General features: G+C 68.7%; 11 protein-coding genes. 7 read left to right on the plus strand and 4 right to left on the minus strand.

What is annotated here, in order from left to right; translation table 11 throughout:
• The first annotated feature begins 261 nt into the window (after positions 1-261).
• The 7 genes from WMF20_RS00265 (at position 262) to WMF20_RS00295 (ending at position 12,886) form a co-directional block, all read left to right on the plus strand.
• Positions 262-2,508: a type VI secretion system Vgr family protein gene (locus tag WMF20_RS00265; protein WP_437609603.1), complete on the plus strand. Its 2,247-nt coding sequence runs from the start codon at positions 262-264 to the stop codon at positions 2,506-2,508.
• A 23-nt stretch (positions 2,509-2,531) separates the two neighbouring features.
• The gene (locus WMF20_RS00270; RefSeq protein WP_437609605.1) at positions 2,532-3,560 is read left to right on the plus strand and encodes a DUF2169 family type VI secretion system accessory protein; all 1,029 of its coding nucleotides are present in this window, start codon (positions 2,532-2,534) and stop codon (positions 3,558-3,560) included.
• The gene (locus WMF20_RS00275) at positions 3,547-8,250 is read left to right on the plus strand and encodes a PAAR-like domain-containing protein (RefSeq protein ID WP_437609607.1); all 4,704 of its coding nucleotides are present in this window, start codon (positions 3,547-3,549) and stop codon (positions 8,248-8,250) included. The genes WMF20_RS00270 and WMF20_RS00275 overlap by 14 nt, the downstream gene beginning before the upstream one ends.
• Positions 8,243-8,833, plus strand: a complete 591-nt coding sequence (locus WMF20_RS00280) for a HEAT repeat domain-containing protein (protein ID WP_129572416.1) — start codon at positions 8,243-8,245, stop codon at positions 8,831-8,833. The genes WMF20_RS00275 and WMF20_RS00280 overlap by 8 nt, the downstream gene beginning before the upstream one ends.
• 44 nt (positions 8,834-8,877) lie before the next feature.
• Complete coding sequence (locus tag WMF20_RS00285) at positions 8,878-9,942, plus strand: formylglycine-generating enzyme family protein (protein ID WP_437609611.1); 1,065 nt, start codon at positions 8,878-8,880, stop codon at positions 9,940-9,942.
• A 216-nt stretch (positions 9,943-10,158) separates the two neighbouring features.
• On the plus strand, positions 10,159-11,694 hold the full coding sequence (locus WMF20_RS00290; RefSeq protein ID WP_437609613.1) for a serine/threonine-protein kinase: 1,536 nt from the start codon (positions 10,159-10,161) through the stop codon (positions 11,692-11,694).
• A gap of 187 nt (positions 11,695-11,881) precedes the next feature.
• Positions 11,882-12,886 (plus strand): hypothetical protein, encoded by a 1,005-nt coding sequence (locus tag WMF20_RS00295; protein ID WP_437609615.1) that lies wholly within the window; start codon positions 11,882-11,884, stop codon positions 12,884-12,886.
• Between the two features lie 17 nt (positions 12,887-12,903).
• On the opposite strand, the gene WMF20_RS00300 is transcribed toward WMF20_RS00295, so the two are convergent.
• The 4 genes from WMF20_RS00300 to WMF20_RS00315 form a co-directional block, all read right to left on the minus strand.
• Entirely contained in the window at positions 12,904-14,331 is a 1,428-nt protein-coding gene (locus WMF20_RS00300; RefSeq protein ID WP_437609617.1) for a cytochrome P450, read from the minus strand.
• Positions 14,332-14,396: 65 nt separating this feature from the next.
• Positions 14,397-15,461, minus strand: a complete 1,065-nt coding sequence (locus WMF20_RS00305; RefSeq protein ID WP_129572420.1) for a terpene synthase family protein — start codon at positions 15,459-15,461, stop codon at positions 14,397-14,399.
• Positions 15,462-15,522: 61 nt separating this feature from the next.
• Positions 15,523-16,551, minus strand: a complete 1,029-nt coding sequence (locus WMF20_RS00310; protein ID WP_129572421.1) for a hypothetical protein — start codon at positions 16,549-16,551, stop codon at positions 15,523-15,525.
• A gap of 499 nt (positions 16,552-17,050) precedes the next feature.
• Positions 17,051-18,079, minus strand: a complete 1,029-nt coding sequence (locus tag WMF20_RS00315; RefSeq protein WP_165373720.1) for an STAS domain-containing protein — start codon at positions 18,077-18,079, stop codon at positions 17,051-17,053.
• Positions 18,080-18,168 lie beyond the last annotated feature (89 nt).

Raw genomic sequence — 18,168 nt, forward strand, 5'->3', positions numbered from 1 at the left:
GCCTCCGTCCCGCCATCGTCCACGGAGCTGCGCAGTGCGCACACCCTGGCATAGCCCCGCGTCCAACGACCCTCTACGCCGAGCGGAGCGCGCATGGCCATCCAGCGCCGTTCGCCTGGGCGGCAGGCCCTGGACAGTACACCAGATCTCGTGAGACGCTCCCCGGCGCATTCCCAGCCATGATTCGACTAGCCTGGTTCGACAGGAGCCTTGGACGCTCGCGAGCAGACGGCGCGGGCCGGAGCGCAGGAGGGCGCGAGGATGACGTTCGTTAAAAGCCATGGTGAGGATCCCTCGCAGGCGACCGCTGGTGGTTCGGTCAAGGGCCTCGGCAACGCGGCCGGCGCCGCCGCGAGCCGCATCGGCGGGAAGAACCTCGAGGTCGAGGTCGCCTCGGGCGACGCGCTCGACGTGCGCAACTTCTCCGTACAAGAGCGGCTCTCGTCCCTGTTCGAGGTCAACCTGGTCGCGGTCTCGGACAACGCCAGCATCGACTTCGACGCCGTCGTGGGCCAGCCGGCGCGCTTCACGCTGCGCGCGGGCGCGCACGACAGGTCCTGGTCGGGCCTCTGCAACCACCTCGAGCAGGTGCGGGTCGAGCCGGGCGGGCTCTCGACGTACCAGCTCACCGTCGTGCCGACGATGTGGCTCCTCACGCAGCGGAAGAACTACCGCATGTTCCAGCACACCTCCGAGCCGGACATCGCGCTCAAGGTGCTCGAGGAGTGGGGCATCGCGCCCGAGGTGCGGATCGACGGCGGCGCCTACAAGAAGCGGAAATACCGCGTGCAATACGCGGAGTCGGACTTCGCCTTCGTGAGCCGGATGCTCGAGGACGCGGGGATCTCGTACGCGTTCGAGCAGATCGGGGGCGAGACGAAGCTCGTCCTGTCGGACGCGCCGCACGCGAACGTGAAGCGCGGGGCGCCGCTGATGTTCCTGGACGACGCGAGCCTTTCGCGCAGCCACGGCATCTCGTTCGTGACCGACGTCCGGATGGGCAAGCGCGTGCGGCCGGGGAAATACACGCTGCGGGACCACGACTATCGCCGGCCGCCGGGCTACAAGCTGGTGGGCAGCGCGTCGGGCGGGCAGGGGCTCGAGGCGAAGCTCGAGCGCTACCAGTACACGCCGGGCGCGTTCCTCTTCGGCACGGATCAGGGGGACGCGACGCCGAGCGCCGACGACAAGGGCAAGGCGCGCACCGACGAGAAGGAGGCGTCGAGCCTGGCGCAGCGGCGGCTCGACGCGAAGCGCGGCAGCGCCAAGGTCTGCACCTTCGAGACGAACGCCCATGACCTTGCGCCAGGGAGCGTGGTGAGCATCGCGGGGCATCCGCACGAGGCGCTCGCCGAGAGCCGGACGCTGCTCGTCGTCGAGTCGTCGATGAGCGGGAGCCATCACGGCGAGTGGGCGCATCGGTGCAAGGCGCGGGGGACGGACATCCCCTTCCGGCCGGAGCTCGTGACGCCGAAGCCGAAGGTGAACGGGGTCGAGAGCGCGACCGTGGTGGGGCCGCCCGGCGAGGAGATCCACACGGACGAGTTCGGGCGGGTCCGGGTGCATTTCCACTGGGACCGCGAGAGCCAGATGGACGACAGCAGCTCGTGCTGGATCCACGTGAGCCAGTCGTGGGGAGGCGCCGGGTACGGCGGGGTGACCTTGCCGCGCGTCGGGCAGGAGGTGCTGGTGGACTTCCTGAGCGGGGACCCGGACCGGCCGGTCATCGTGGGACGGGTGTACACGAACCTGCAGAAGGTGCCGTACAAGCTGCCTGACAACAAGACGCAGAGCGGGTGGAGGAGCAACTCCACGGGCGGGACGGGCGGCTACAACGAGATCATGTTCGAGGACGCGGCGGGGAGGGAGCTCGTCAATGTCCAGGCGCAGAAGGACCTGAACAAGCTCGTCAAGAACAACGAGACGGAGACGACGGGCGTCGATCGGACGATCACGGTCGGGCACGACGAGGCGATCACGGTCGGGAACGACCAGACGATCGCGGTTGGGAACAATCAGACGATCACGGTCGGGAAGGATCGGGCCGCGGCGATCGGGGTCCAGGATTCGACGCTCGTGGGCAAGAAGCACACGGTCACGATCGAGCAACCCGCCGAGCCGCCGCCGACGATCCCGCCCACCGGGACGGTGATGACGGATCAGTTCATCTCGCAGACGACGGGGCGGTCCACGCTCACGATGAAAGGGCCGGACGTGAGCCTGACGGCCGAGGGGAGCGTGTCGATCAGCGCCGGCGCGAACATCAGCATGAGCGCGGGCGCGAACATCCAGATCACCGCCGGCTCGACGATCCAGACGTCGGCGGGCGTGACGATCGCGAACGCGGCGGGCGTGACGATCACGACCACGGCGGGCGCCGTCGTGGAGGTGAAGGCGGGCCAGCGCGCGACCGTGGACGCCGCGGCGGTGGAGGTCAACGGGGATACGGTCCTGATCGCGGCGTCGGGGGTGGTGGACATCGACGGCGAGTACATCGACCTCAACTGATCAGCCGCTGGACGGGCGCTGCCATGATCGTTCGGAACTATACTCGTTTCTGGCCTTTTTACTTCGACAGCGTCGATCCGCAGGGGCGCGAGTTCGGCGTGTTCGTGCTGCGCGGCGCTTTCCGCATCGTCCCTGGAGGCGTCGCGCAGCTCGATCCGGAGCAACCCGAGGTGTCCGGAGGGGACGTGTTCCACGGGGACTCGGGCTCGTCGAGCCTGCGCATGGAGGGCGATCTCGCGCCGTTCAAGCAGCGGAGCGACATCCACATCAACGCGACGGCGCACGCGCCGGGGGGCTGGCCCGCGCCGGCGTGGTTCGTCCGCGCGCGCGTCGGCAAGGTGGACAAGACGCTCCGCGTGACAGGGCCGCGTCGCTGGGTGCGCGAAGGCGGCGAGTACCGCCTGACCGAGCCCGAGCCTTGCCGCGAGGTGCCCATCCGGTACGAGCACGCGTTCGGCGGGACCTTCAAGGACGCGTGGGGGGCCCGCCACGCGTTCGAGCAAAACCCCGTCGGGAAGGGCTATCTCCCCGAGGAGAAGACGCCGAGCGACGTCACGTTCGAGGCGCCGCAGATCGAGTCGCCCGACGACCCCGTCACCGAGCTCGGCCGGCTCCACAAGCCGGAGGGGCTCGGCCCGATCCCGGGCGTCTGGCTCCCGCGGCGCGCGTACGCGGGGACCTACGACGAGGCGTGGAAAGCGGAGCGCTGGCCGCACGCGCCGCTCGATTTCGATTACCGGTTCTACAACAGCGCTCATCCTGACCTCGTTTATCCGGGCTATCTTCGCGGCAACGAGGAGATCGTCCTCGAGAACCTGCACCCGGACGGGGCGCTCGAGCTCCGGCTCCCGGGGTACGAGCTCGGGTTGCTGGCGCTGCTCGAGACGGGCTCGCGCGCGGTGGTCCCGATGCTCCTCGACACGCTGATGATCGACGTGCCGGAGGGGCGCCTGTTCATGACGTGGCGCGGCGCGTACAGCAAGAGACGCAGGATTGAGGCGCTCGAGGCGTGCATGGCGGCGCCGGGAGGGACGACTCGTGGCCGAGAATGAAGGGCTCCGCAAGACGGGCAACGCGTGGGTCGTCTGCATCGAGCCGGATGTCTGCAACACGCCCATCGGCGACGAGATGAAGCCGGTGCCGTACCAGATCCGCGCCTGCCTGGCCGCCGGCGTGGACGAGGCGAGCACGGTGAAGCTCGGGACGTTCGACACCACGACGATGGCGAGCCGGATCACCACCGTCGAGGGCGACGAGCCGGGGACGGGCGGCGGCGTCAAGAGCGGGGTGAACCTGGGGTACTGCCGGCCGATCTCGCACAGCACGACGGTCCAGGCGCAGGGGAACAACATCATCTATCACACATCGCTGTACGCGATGAACTGCGCGGGCCCGGACGGGCCAGAGAACACGATCGGCAAGGCGGTGTTCATGGCCCACGGTTCGGCGCCTTATGCAGGGCCGCTCGTGGACCTCGACAAGATGCGCGAGGAGGCCGAGAAGAGCTGGTGGGACAAGGCCTCGGACTGGGTCCACACCGGGCTCGATATCGTCGGCTTCATCCCGGGCCTCGGGGAGATCGCCGATGGGCTCAACGCGGTCATCTACCTCGCGGAAGGCGACTATCTGAACGCGGGCATCTCCGCGGCGGGGATGATCCCCTTCGCGGGCGCGGCGGCCACGGGGGGGAGGCTGGCCGTGAAGGCGGGCAAGGCCGTCGCGGAAGCGGTCGGCAAGGAGGGGGCGCAAGAGGCCGCGCAGCAGCTGGGGAAGCAGGGGGCGGAGCAGCTGGGGAAGCAAGCGGCGGAGCAGGCGGGGAAGCAGGGGGCGGAGCAGGCGGGGAAGCAGGGGGCGGAGCAGGCGGGGAAAGAGGGCGCCGAGAAGGCGGGGAAAGAGGGCGCCGAGAAGGCCGGGAAAGAGGGCGCCGAGAAGGCCGGGAAAGAGGGCGCCGAGAAGGCCGGGAAAGAGGGCGCCGAGAAGGCCGGGAAAGAGGGCGCCGAGAAGGCCGGGAAAGAGGGCGCCGAGAAAGCGGGCAAGAAGGGCGCCGAGAAGGCCGGGAAAGAGGGCGCCGAGAAGGCGGGCAAGAAGGGCGCTGACGACGCCGCTGGCGGAGGTGCGAAGAAGCCCAAGAAGAGTGGCAAAGACGGGGTCGTGATCAAGGGGACCCCCGGCAAGGGAAGCAAAGCGGGTGGCGGGAGAGGGCGCCCGAAGCGCCCCCGGGAACGCAAGAGCTCGTCCGAGCAGCCGCCGCGCAAGCGGAAACGCGAAGGGCACCCCGTCGACGTGGTGACGGGCGAGGTCGTCGACGAGGCGACCGATCTGTCGCTGCCCGGCGCCATTCCGCTCGTCATCGGACGTCGCTATGCCTCTTCACGCCACGGCGACCGCGACGCGGCGCTGGGGCCGGGATGGGTCCACAGCCTCGAGGAGTGGATCGAGGAGGGCGAGGAGACGATCGACCTGCACGATGGCGATGGTCGATGGATCTACTTCGATAAGGTAGGCGCCGGCGAGGCATCGTTCCTCCGCGGCGAGCGGCTTGAGCTCCGCGTCGGCCGCGATGGGAGCTATCGCGTTTACAACCCAGAGAGCCGCATCACCCGCGTCTTCGCCGGCCCGGGGCGCGAGGCGCTGCTCCGCTCGATCGAGGACGCGAGCGGCAACGCGATCACGCTCGACTATCAGGAAGGATTGCTCTCGCGCGTGGTCGACACGGCCGGGCGTGAGGTCCTCTTCACGTGGGACCGCGGCCGGCTCGCGCGCCTCGACGTGCGCGTCGACGGCCGCGTCGAGCGATCGGTGGAGTACCGGTATTCGAAGGCCCGGAACCTCGCCGCCGTGGTCGATGCGCTCGGCAACGTCGAGGAGTACGAGTACGACGGCGCAGATCGAATGATCGCCGCCCGGCTCAAGGGGGGCGCGCGCTTCCAGTACGCTTACGACGACGAGAGCGGGCGCTGCGTGCGGACGTGGGGGCCGGACGGCCTGCACGAGGTGGCGCTCTACATCGACGAGCGGGCGCAGACGACGAGGGCGGAGAGCGAGGAGCCGAAGATCTACACATGGGACGACGATGGACTCGTCACGCGCGAAGAGACGACGACGGGCGTCGTCTTGGCGGAGCGCGAGTACGACGAGGATGGTTTCATCGTCGAGGAGCGCAACGGCGCGGGCGACGCAACGCGCCTCGAGCGCGACGCGCGCGGCAACCCCGTGCGCGTGGTGGATGCGGCCGGCAATGTGACGACCTGGGCGTACGAGGGGGATCTCCCCGTCAAACGCACGGGGCACGACGGGCTGGAGACGCTTTACTCGCACGACGAGCGCGGGAATCTCGTCGAAATTCAATACCCGACGGGCGTCACCTACAAGCTCTCGCACGACGACCGAGGGCGCCTGTGCTCGATCGAGGGGCCCGACGGGCTCGTCGTGCGGTATGAATACGACGCGCGGCACAATGTGATCGCCGAGACGGACGCGCGCGGCGCACGGACCACGTTCGAGTACGACACGCTCGGGCGCCCCGTGTCGATGACGGACGCGCTCGACAGGGTTACGCGGCTCACGTACGATCGGCTGGGCAGGCCGATCGAGATCCATCGTCCGGATGGAACCATCGCCCGGCAAGCCTACGACGCGCAGGGCAACGTCGCACGCATCGCGGACGCCCTCGGGCATGTGACGGTGATGGAGTATGCCGGCACAGGGGTGCTCACGCGTGTCACCCAGCCCGATGGGCGCACGTGGTCCTTCCGGTATTCGTCCAAGGAGCGCCTCCGGGAGATCGAGAACCCGCGTGGAGAGGTGTATGCTTTCACGTACGATATCGCAGGTCGCGTCGTCGAGGAGCTGACGTTCGACGGGCGGGTGCTGAAGTACGGCTATTCGAAGGCCGGCAACCTGGCGCGGATCGACTACCCGGATGGGAGCTTCCGATCGTTCAACCACGATCGGCTGGGCAACGTCGTCTTCGAGCAGTCGACCGACGGGATAGCGACCTATCCGCGCGACGCGCTCGGGCGGCTGCTCGCCGCGGTCGTGGAGGAGGGAGAGAGCAAGGTCGTCACGATGTTCGAGCGCGACGGGCTCGGGCGGATCGTGACGGAGCGGCAGGGAGACAAGGCGCTTCGGTTCGAGTACGACGCGCTCGGGCGGCGGACCAAGCGGGTGCTGCCGAACGGCGCGACGACGAAGTACGTGCACGACGCGCTGGGCGCGCTGGTCGCCGTGGAGCACGACGGCTACCGGATGGACATCGAGCGGGACGTGCTCGGACGGGAGGTCTGGCGCGGTCGTCCGGATGAGCAGGTGTCGATCCAGAGCGGGTACGACGCGATGGATCGGCTGATCGAGCAGCGGGTATCGGCGTCCGCGCCCGGGGCAGCGATCACCCAGGACCTGGTCGATCGGAAGTGGAGCTATGACGCGCTCGGACGCGTGACACGAATCGAGGACGGTCGATGGGGCGCGACCACGTATCGGTACGAGCGGATCGACCAGCTCCTCGAAGCGCGGCGCGGCTCGCTGCGCGAGGTGTTCGCGTACGATGCGGCGGGCTCGCTGCTGAAGATGCTCGAGGGGCTCGAGGCCCAGACGGGGGCTGCGGAGTGGGAGATCGCGCCGGGGGACCTGCTGCGGCAGACAGGCAAGGCCAAGTACACGTATGACAAGCGGGGCCGGCGCGTCGTCAAGCTCGACCTCGGGGCGCGCGCGGCGAACGCTCAGGGGGCAGCGACCGAGTACGCGTGGGACTGTCGAGATCGCTTGCGCGAGGTGCGGCGGCCGGACGGGACACGGGTGCGGTTTTCCTATGACGCGTTCGGACGGCGGGTGCGCAAGGAGGTCGTGCCGGCGGGCGCTGAGACGCCGGACCGTGTGGTGGAGTTCGTCTGGGACGGGGATGAGCTGGCAGCGGACCTGGAGCGGACGCGGGGAGCACGCGTGTTCGTGCACGATCCGGGGACGTTCGTGCCGCTCTTGCACGCGGAGCAGGGGGAGGTGTTCGCGGTAGTGAGCGATCACCTCGGGATGCCCAAGGAGCTCGTGGGGCAAGACGGGCGGGTCGCCTGGTCGGCGGCGCACTCGGTATGGGGGCGGGTGGTCGAGGTCTGGAGGGACCCGGCGGCGCAGCACGCGCGGCCGGTGGAGAGCCCGTTCCGGCTGCTGGGGCAGTACGAGGACGAGGAGACCGGGTTGTGCTATACGCGATTCCGGTATTTCGACCAGGAGGTGGGGCGGTGGTGCAGCCCGGATCCGCTGGGGATCCATGGTGGAGCACGGTTGTTTGCGTTCGACGGGTGTCCCACGATGGAGGTGGACCCGTGGGGGCTCAAGACGGGTGGTGCGAAGGGTAGAGCGAGTGCCGGTGATGAGTCGGAGCTATTCTACCGTACCATGAGCAAGGAGCACTATGAGACCCTGAAAGCCACCGGAAGGATGCCCGGGACTACCGAGACCACCATCTCCCCCACGCAATCATTTTCGGAGAGCTACAACGGCGTCCTGGTGGAGTTCAAGATGAAACCGGGGACCAGGGCGGCGCTGGAGGCGATCGGCGTGCGAGACGTGTCCGCCCTCACCACGGAGGCTTATCCGGATATGCCCATCGGTGAAAAGGGATGGGGAAAGAAGCACGCGCGTTTCAAGGGCGAAGGAAAGCAGATAAACATCGCGCTGGGCACTGGCAAGGCGCTAGATATATTCAACGATAATATTCAGGGATTTGATTGTGTTGGTGAATGAACGGCAAAGGAAGCTGGTGCTGTCGCTCGCGCTCGGTAGGATCGGCGAGGACGATTTTCTGCGTCAATTCCCGCTGCCCGCCGAAGAGAAGCTCTCGCTGGGGTGGAGAGTCTTGCAGTTCGCGTTGTCAGAGAGAGAGAGCGATGCCGTCGAGGTCGGGGTCATTCTCGGGGACTACTACGGAATGGGAAGGGAGTACGTCGATGTGCTCGAGCGGCTCGCGGGTGAAGATTGGCATCGCAAGCACGAGGATATAGTATTTGCGCTCGGAAGGCTCGCGTCGCCAACGAGCGTCGATGCGATCTACGCGGCCGCGCGCTCGCACCATCGTTACCTCGAGGACTATGACGACAGCTTCGAGCTCCGCTCGAAGGCCATTCATGCCTTGCGGAACATCGGTACACCAGAGGCCGTCTCCAAGCTCGAGCAGCTCTTCGGAGAGCTCAAAGAGCCGAGCTTGCGGTCGAAGATCATTCGTCGCTTCCAGGAGCTCGCATCCGAAGGTGCGCCAGAGGAGGTCCGAACAGCGGCGCAGGCAGCGCTTTCCCGGGTCGACGTTGCCGACTCGGAGGGACAGGCGTGAGGCCAGAGGCACGAAGCTCTGCGACCGAGCCTCGTAGTTGCGCAATGAGCAAGCTCGCGGCATGGATATGGGCGGCATGGGCGGTCATGACCGGCGGGTGCGGGACGCTCGTGGGGCTGGACGATGGCTATTACCTGCACGAAGGAGCGGGCGGCGGGACCGGCCCTGGAGCATCCAGCGGGACCGGCGCTGGAGCAGCCAGCGGGACCGGCGCTGGAGGGGCTTGCAGCGGAGGGGCGTGCCCCGCTCCGCCGAGCTGCGCCGGGCTGGACGAGACATGCGGCCCGAGGGGCGACGAGAGCTGCTGCGCGAGCCTGGAGGTCGCCGGCGGGAGCTTCAAGCGAGACAACGACGAGAGATATCCGGCGAGGGTGAGCGGGTTCTCGCTGGATCGGTTCGAGGTGACGGTGGGGCGGTTTCGAAAGTTCGTGGAGGCGTATCCCGGCAGCAAGCCAAAGGCGGGCGCGGGGAAGCACCCGCTCGTCGACAGGAGCGGGTGGGATGATGGCTGGAGTAACAGCTGGCTGCCCGCGAACGCGGCGGCGCTGAAGGAAGCGCTGAAGTGCGATTCGACCTTGTCGACATGGACGGACGTGCCCGAAGCGCACGAGCATCTACCGGTGAACTGCCTGACCTGGTACCTGGCGTTCGCGTTCTGCGCGTGGGACGGGGGCCGGCTGCCCACGGAGGTGGAGTGGAACTACGCCGCGGCCGGCGGTGAACAGCAGCGAGAATACCCGTGGTCGGAGCCCCGGGACACGACCATCGATGAGAGCTACGCGGCGTATGACTGTACCGGAGATGGGTCTCCGACCAGCGACTGTGCGTTCAGCGATATCCTGCCCGTCGGGGCCCGGCCGAAGGGCGATGGGCGATGGGGGCAGGCGGACCTGGCGGGGAACATGTGGGAGTGGGCCCTGGACTGGCACGCCAATTATCCCGAAGAAGAGTGCGAGGATTGTGCCAACATGGCCGCTGCCTCGGGCCGGGTGGTCCGCGGCGGGGCGTTCGTCAACGATTCATCGTTCCTGCTCACTTCCTACCGCATCAAGGACGATCCGGCGAACAGCGGCAATGACGCCGGCGTCCGGTGTGCGAGAGACCTGTAGTGGAGAGCGGCGTCGCCGGAGCTCCTCGACGAGCGCGATGCCGGCGCCCCGCCGTCCAGCCGCGCGATCGCCGCGCGCCCGGCCCCGCTCGCTGCGCGGCGGCGCGGCGAGGGGGGACGGCGGGCACCGAGGGAGACCGCCGCCGCGCTCGCTCGCGGCCGGCCGCCGGCTCCCTGGATCCTTGACGCCGCCAGCCCGGTAAGCGAGCCTCCCGCCGTGTCGGCCACACTCGCGGAGGGGACCGTCTTCGCGCGGCGCTATCGCGTGGTGCGCCTCATCGCTACCGGTGGAATGGGGAGCATCCACGAGGTGGTGCACCTGGAGACGGCCCGCCGCCGGGCCCTCAAGGCCATGCACCCGCACATCTTCGCGGACGAGGAGATGCGCGCGCGCTTCAAGCTCGAGGCCCGCATCGCGGCGGACGTCGAGAGCGAGTACATCGTCGACGTCTTCGACGCGGGCGTCGACGAGGCGACCGGGACGCCCTTCCTGGTCATGGAGCTGCTTCGCGGCGAGGAGCTCGGCCAGCGCCTGAAGCGCGCCGGCCGCCTGCCGCCCGCCGAGGTGATCACCTACCTCCACCAGACGGCGCTCGCGCTCGACCGCACCCACGCCGCGTCCATCGTGCACCGCGACCTCAAGCCCGCAAACATCTTCCTGTCGGAGCGGGAGGACGGCTCCGTCCGCGTGAAGCTCCTCGATTTCGGCATCGCGAAGCTCATCGCCGAAAGCACGGCCGCGGCCGGCGCCACGCGCAACCTCGGCACGCCGATCTACATGGCGCCCGAGCAGTTCCAGGTCGGCGCGAGGCTCACCGGGGCCGCGGACATCTATGCTCTGGGCATGATCGCCTATACGCTGCTCGTGGGGATACCCTACTGGAGGCAGGAGGCGAGGAGCGCCGGCGACATGGTCGCGTTCGCGCTGCTGGCCGTCCGTGGTCCTCAGGAGCCGCCGGTGCAGCGCGCGCGCGCGCAAGGTGTGATGTTGCCGCCGGGCTTCGATGCGTGGTTTGCGCGGGCCACTGCGGTCGTGCCGGCGGCGCGGTTCGGCCGGGCGGTGGAGGCGGTGCAGGCCCTGGGCGAGGTGCTCGGCGTCCCGGTGGGCGGCGATCGGTGGTCGATCCCCGGGGCGCCGTCCCGGCCCGGGATGGTCGCCGCCGCCACGGCGATGACCCCGGCGCACGAGGCGGCGGAGCCGGCGACGATCCCGGAGTACGAGCGCGACTCGCGCTCCCACGGGCTGACGCTCGCGAGGACCCAGACCGAGGCGGCGGTGTCGGCCGGGCCGACCAGGGCGGCGAGGCCGATGCGATGGCCGATCGCCGCAGGACTGGCGGTGCTCGGGCTCGGGGTCCTCGGCGCCGGGAGCTGGCTCATGCTGGGCGCTCGCGGCGGAGGCGGTCCGGAGGCAACGGCTCCGGGCCCTGTCGCCGAGGAGCCGGCAGCTCCCGGGCCGACCGCGGCAGCGCCCGGATTGGCCGCGGCAGCGCCCGCGACAGCGTCCGAGCCCAGCGCTGCGCCGCCCGGGCCCAGCGCCGCGCCTGCGCCAGCGGTGCGTGCGGCCTCGGTGCCGGCCTCCTCGGCCTCCTCGGCGCCCGCCGCGGCCTCCCGCCGCCCGAGCGCACATCCGCCGGCGCCTACCAGCACGTCCGCGCCCTCGAGGCCCAGGGCGCCTTCGGCGTCGTCCGCCAACAAGAAGCCGCCGCCGCGCGAACCCGCCTCGACCCCCGACCTGTATGGGCGGCATTGATCTGGAGCTCCGCCGCGACGCCGCCTCGCTGCCCGCGCGCCGCGACCGGCCCGATGCGCCCCGGCGAGGCTCACGGGAGGGGTGATGTGTCATCTCGCCAGCCTGCCCTCCGGCCTTCATGCTCCGCGTCGCTTGTCCCCCACATGGGCCCGTATCCCGAGCTCCCTTGCCTGCTGAGCGCCAGATCATGATCCGTTGGTTCCGCCGGTCCACGCAGCTCCTCGCCGCCCTCGGCCTGCTCTCGCTCTCCGCGTCCGCCGCGGCCCAGGACATCGCGGCCGCCGAGGCGCTCTTCGACCGAGGGCTCGCCGACATGAAGGCAGGTCGCTACGAGACGGGCTGCAAGGCCCTCGCCGAGAGCGAGCGCCTCGACCCTCAGCCGGGCACGCTCTTCACGCTGGCCTCCTGCGAGGCGAGGTGGGGCCGGGTCGCCACCGCGGCGGCGCGCTTCAAGGACTACATGGCGTTGTTCGATCGGATGACGCGGGCCGAGAAGGCCCGGCAAGGCAGGCGGCCGGAGGTCGCGGCCCAGGAGATCGACGCGCTGTCTCGGCGTGTCCCGCGGCTCGCGCTCTCCCTGCCGCCGGGCGCGCCGGCCGGAACGGTCGTGAGGCGCGACGGCCACGAGCTGGGTGACGCCTCGCTCGGCGTCGCGTTGCCGGTGGATCCAGGTGAGCACAGGATAGCGATCGAGATGCCGGGAGGGGCTGTCCAGGAACAGCGCATCACGATCGCCGAAGGCGAGTCGAAGGAGATGGTGCTGGACATCAAGAAAGGAGCGCCGCCGCCGGACTCCGGCGCGCGGGAGGCCCCGGCGGGCCGTCGCACGGCGGCCTACGTCGCGGGCGGGGTCGGCGCCGCGGGGCTCGCGCTGGGCGGGATCATGGGCGCGCTCGTCCTCGGCAGGAAGGGCGTCATCGACCAGCACTGCGGCACCGCCATCCAGGCCAGCGACGAGAAGGCCTGTGACGCGACAGGGCTCGACGCCGCGAACAGCGCGAACGCGATGGCCGTGGTGAGCACGATCGGCTTCGGGGTGGGGCTGGCCGGGCTCGGAGCGGCGGCGGTGCTGCTGTGGACTGAGCCGGCGCACGCCGGCGCAACGACCGGCGCGAGCCCGAGGTGGCTCAGCGCGGGGGTGCTGGAGGCGGGGCCGGCGGGGGCGGTCCTCGGCGCGAAAGGCACCTTTTGACGAAGGCCGCCGCCCGCTCAGGCCGGGCTGCGCCGCGTCACCCGGAACGGCGTCCCGTTCTTCATGTGCAAGGCCATCGACAGCGCCGGCACGACCTTCCGGCGCGGCAAGCCGGCGGCGAACGTATAGCGCTGAACGAGGCGCGCCAGGATGAGCTGCGCTTCCGCCAGAGCGAAGGTGCTGCCGATGCACTGGCGCTGGCCGGTTCCGAAAGGGATCCAGGCCAGCTTGTGCCGTGACGCCGCGCGCTCCGGCGTGAAGCGCCCCGGATCGAAGCGATCGGGATCCTCCCAGAGCTCCGGATGACGATGGATGGCGTAGGTCGGGGCGAGCACGAGCGTGCCCGCCGGGACGTGAAAGCCGTCGATCTCGTCATCGACGACGGCGACCCGCACCAGCCACCAGAGCGGCGGGCGCACGCGCAGCGACTCCTGGAAGACCATGCGGGTATAGGACAGTTTGGCGAGGTGGGAGGCATCCGGTCGGTCCCGGCCGACCACGCTGTCGACCTCGGCGCGCAGCTCCGCCATGACGGCGGGCTCGTGCAGCAGCAACTGCAGTGTCCACGCGAGCGCAACCGCGGTGGTCTCGTAGCCAGCCAGGAACAGGTTCACGACCTCGTCGCGGAGCTCGCTGGCGGTCATCCGCCGGCCGGTCTCGGGATCGACCCCGCTGACGAGCATCGCGAGCAAGCCCCCGCGGTCCCCGGCGCGCTGCTGCCGCCGCTGGCTGCGCTCGATGATCTTGAGCAGCACCGCGTCCATGTCGCGGATCGCCTGCTGGTAGCGGCGCCTCCCCGGGACGGGGAGCCACGCAGGCAGCTCCTGCGCGACGATGCCGCGGAAGACGTAGTTGATGGCGAACGTCACGCGCGCGGTGACGAGCTCGATCTCCTCGCGGTTGATGTCGCCCCCGAACAGCGCTCTCGCGATCAGCTTCATCACGAGCGGGCTGACGGCGCGCATCGGATCGAGCGGCGAGCCCGTCCTCGCCGCGACGTCCCAGATCTCCAGCTCGTCGTCGATCGAGTCGACCATCACGCCGGCGAGCTGGTCGACCCGCTCGCGGTGGAAGTGCGGCTGCATCATGCGGCGCTGGCGCAGCCAGTAGTCCCCTTCGCTCACGCCCAGGCCGTTGCCCAGCAGGGTCCTGAGCGAGTCCCACAGCGCGCCGCCCTTCCCGTACTTCGAGCTGTGGTCCCGGAGGACATGCTGGACGTGCCTCGGGTGATTCACGACGATCATGCTCAAGGGGCCGAGCCGCAGCCTGTACACGTCCCCGTGTCGCATGCGGGCCCTCGGGAAGAACTCGGCCTGCTGGCTGAGCAGCGCCGGGAGCGACCCGAGCAGCGGCAGCCCGCCCTCCGCGAGGGGCGGCATGCGTGCGTAAACGGGCGCCTGGCTGCCTGGGAACGTCGCAGGATCGATCTCGGTGTTCAACGCCACCCCTCCTCCTTCCGGGCCCTCTCCTCCGCCGGAACCGCGGCGTGAGCCGAGGGCCGGCGTGCGCGTCACATCGAAAAATATTTCTCGTCGTAATAGCGGCGAGTGATCATGTACCAATCGAAGGTGCCACGGATGAGCGAGTAGGCCGTGCGCACGCACCGCGTGATCGCTTCCGCCTTCTCCTCGTACCCGTCCACGAGAGCAGGGAGATCCGCCGCCATCTGGACCATGGCCTTCACCATGTCGTCGGCGAGCTTGCCCGCCAGGTCGCAGGCGCTCTGCAGCTCGATGCCGTGCTCACGTCGGAGGAGCCCGACGAAGTTGGCTTCACCGCTCCTCATGTCCTTGTACAGGCCGAGGAGCTCGTTGTGGAGCACGATGACGAAGGCCGCGAGGTCGGTGATGCTCTTGACGTGCTGGTCTTCCAGCACCTCCTGCATGCCCAGCCCGTGCTCGCGCTCCAGGAAGATGGCGGCGAGCGGCATGAAGTAGCTGCTGCCGACGTTGTCTCGCCTCCGCATCAGGTGCGTCGTGGGGCACGGGGCGGCGCTCTGCTGGTTCAGCGTCTGGGCCCTCAGCGCCCGGAGGTGGAACCGCAGGGCCCCGGCGAAACCCTCGAAGGCCCGCGGCGAGGCGAGCGCCTCGATCTCCGCGAACCACCGGTGCCATGCCCTGACGATGTGGTCGTCTCGCGACGTCGGCGCATCTCCGCTGGCGATCTGCTCCACCCTCCTGATGTAGGTGAGCTTCTTCGACCGGTCGGCGTTCACGTCGTCGACCACGTCGTCGAGCGCGAAGAAGAGCGCCAAGGATATCGCTCCATACATCACGAGCTCTCTCGGATGCTCCGGGAAGATCAGCGCAGCGCAGTCGTCCAGCTTGATGCGCATCAGGACGTCATGTCCGCGCGTCCCTGGCTCGACGAGCTTCGCGTCCACGACCCAGTCGACGTAAGGAGACCGAATCTGCTCCAGGTGCTCGCTGACCCTGCGCTCCAGCGGGACGAGGAGAGCCGGGATCCTGACCCCCTCGAAGCCCGGGAAATCGAGCTCCATGCCCTTCAGGCGCTCGCCGAAGCCCTCGGCGCTTCCGGAACCTTGGCTCGCCCCGAAGCCCGATCGCGGGTTCATATCGCCCTCTCCTCGGCGATGCTCGACGCGCGAGCCCGCCGGCTCAAATGTGTAATGATGTTCACTGGTCGTCCAGCGCTTTCAGGGCGAAGGCGGTGACCAGGGCCTCCGAGCCGACGTAGACATCGGAGCGACCCAGCTTGTACATGGGCGAGTTGGGCCATGAGCCGTCTGAAGCCTGTGCTCTGCGTAAAGCCTCTCGCTCGGACGAGTTGTCGATGCGCAGGCGATTGGCCGTGATGACCCTGTACGCGAGCTCCAGAGGGACATCGCTGCTCCCAACGCGCGCCCTCAGCGCCTCCTCGACGACGTGAGCGTACTTCTTCCTGAACCTCTCGAACTCCAGCAACCTCGACGCCCAGTAGAGGCACACGTCCGGGGTCAGATAGTAATAGTAGGCGTTCGTACGCGCGGCCTCCTGTGCGCGCAGGGAGTCGATCAGGTACTCTTCCGTGGGCCGGGCTTCGCCCTCCCTCCCCAGGAGGTAGGCCAGGTACAGCGCGTTGGCGCAGGGGACCGGGTCGATCCTGTAGCGGCCTTCCCTTTCGCCCCTCGGCGGCAAGTAAACGTGGATGATCCCGGCGTCGTTCACGTTCTGCAGCACCTTCGAGGCAGCCGAACGAGCGACGCCCGTGGGAATGGCGCCGAGCTTGACGAGGACCGACAAGACGAGCCCCGTGACGTCCACGTCGCAGGGGAGCAGGCTCGTGTCCACGAAGTACGAGAAGAGACCGTGCTCGTGGCGCTCGCCGAGAAACTCTATGATCCGGTGTTTTATCCTCGAGCTCAGCCTGCTGTTCATCAGCAGATCCAAGATGACCGCGGAGCTGAAGATCTCATCCGGCATCTCGATGCGTGACCTGAAGTCCGGTGTCCGGCTCAGCGTGGCCTGGTAGCAGCGGTCGACGTCGAAGGCCCGGCCTAGGTATCGATAGCCCCTGTCGATGGGGCTCTCTTCAATCCTCCTCAGGGAGCTGAGCCGCTCCAGTATCCCTGCCTCGCCCTCTCGCAGGCTCAACATGTCGTGTTGTGTCGAGCTGGCGCCAAAGGTTGACTGCCCGTCGGTGTGGGACGCGCGATTGCTGAGCATCGATGGACCTCCTTCTGCATGCTGCTGGCACTGGCGGATCCATTCAGTCCTTGACACAATCGCGGAACGATGAACCGATGTCAACGCTCGCGCACGGACCTGGTGCCTATCCTTACAGGCGAGCACCCGGCGCAAATCAGCGAAGGGGCCAATGGCTGCGCCGTCGTAAATTGTGTTATGATAACGCGCGTTTGGGCGATGGCTCGATACAGGACATCACGGCGTCCTGGACAGCAGAGCGTCCTGGCCTGAGCTCGCGCGCGGGTCGCGCATCTCTCCCGGGAACGCTCGCGCGATGTTGCTCACCCGGATGGCACACCGCGTTTGCGGCTTCGAGCCGTGGTCTGGTTCACTCTGGACATATTTGTATTGCGGAGCGGAAGGCAGGCAGGCCTTGATGGATCGTGCCCGCCTGTGCACGGGCGAATCCGTGCCGCCGTCCGGCGTCGTAGGAGCCTGTCGGCCCGGTGCGCCGGAGCCGATGGCGCGCTGGCGTGCCTCAGCGCCGGGCGGCGACGTCGAGCCGCGACGCGATGGAGTGAGCCACGTTCGCCTCTGTCTGCATCATGCGCAGGCAGGTCTGTAGGCCGTGCCTGAGGTTGCGGAGGGTGAGCATGGGGCCGAGATCCACGCGCAGCATGGTGAGCGTCTGCGCCACCGCAGGTCGGACTCCGGTCAACATGCACCTGGCGCCGAGCAGCTCCACGGCGGTCACCAATCTGAGGAGCTGATCCGCCGTCGAGGAGTCCACGATCTCGACGCCCGTCACGTCGACGATGACGAAGCGGCACTGCTTCCGCGTGATCTCCTGGAGGAGCTGGTCCGTCATCTCGCCGCTGCGCCGGGAGTCGAGGACGCCGATGATGGGCAGGACGAGGATCTCATCCCAGACCTCGAGGATCGGGGTCGAGAGCTGCTGCACGGTGAGCCGCAGGCGCTCGAGCGCGTCGTTCCTATCCTTCTCACGGGTGAGCTGCTGCTCGAGCTCCTTTTCCCACCGCTTGCGCTCGCTGACGTCGCGGAACACACCCACGGCGCCGAAGAACGAGCCATCGTTGGCCATGACGGGGCGAGCGCTCACGACCAGCCAGGCGCCCGCCGGCTTGCTGCCGTGCCGGAAGAATATCTCCTCCGCCGCGACGACCTCGCCCTTGAGCGCGCGAGCGACCGGCAGCTCGTTCGCCGGGAACGGCGTCTGCTCGTCGGTGCGGTAGAATCCGTACCGCCTGCTCCACTCGTCGGGTGACACGCTGTCCACCGTGGCCTTGAGGAGCGCCTCGGCCGCCGGGTTGGAATAGAGGATCTTGCCCTCGCGATCGCTGACCACCACGCCGTCAACGATGTTGTCCAGTATCATCTGCTGCGCCCGCACGCGGCTCTCTAGCTCTTCGATCTTGTCGGCGCGAGGCGCCGACGAGCCGCGCTCGCCTCCGCCGGCGCTCTGGCTGCTCCTCTTTCGCCTCGCGTCCGCCGCGCTGGCGCGCTCTCGCTTCTTGGTCTCGTTCGACGGGAGAGAAGGTTTGGGCAATCGAGTCTTTCCTTCGTTTTGACGGGCCGGTTTCATGTCAACTTCTCCTGGTGGCTACGGCACGAAGCTTCAGACGGTTGCCTGGACCG

The organism is Sorangium sp. So ce834, assembly GCF_051521425.1.
In the GTDB taxonomy this organism is placed as follows: Bacteria; Myxococcota_A; Polyangia; order Polyangiales; family Polyangiaceae; genus Sorangium; species Sorangium cellulosum_D.

Excerpts from the sequence above, each read along its gene's own strand:
- WMF20_RS00285 (WP_437609611.1), top strand. The coding sequence starts at position 8,878 with ATGAGCAAGCTCGCGGCATGGATATGGGCGGCATGGGCGGTCATGACC.
- WMF20_RS00310 (WP_129572421.1), bottom strand. The coding sequence starts at position 16,551 with ATGCTCAGCAATCGCGCGTCCCACACCGACGGGCAGTCAACCTTTGGC.
- WMF20_RS00305 (WP_129572420.1), bottom strand. The coding sequence starts at position 15,461 with ATGAACCCGCGATCGGGCTTCGGGGCGAGCCAAGGTTCCGGAAGCGCC.
- WMF20_RS00270 (WP_437609605.1), top strand. The coding sequence starts at position 2,532 with ATGATCGTTCGGAACTATACTCGTTTCTGGCCTTTTTACTTCGACAGC.
- WMF20_RS00265 (WP_437609603.1), top strand. The coding sequence starts at position 262 with ATGACGTTCGTTAAAAGCCATGGTGAGGATCCCTCGCAGGCGACCGCT.
- WMF20_RS00295 (WP_437609615.1), top strand. The coding sequence starts at position 11,882 with ATGATCCGTTGGTTCCGCCGGTCCACGCAGCTCCTCGCCGCCCTCGGC.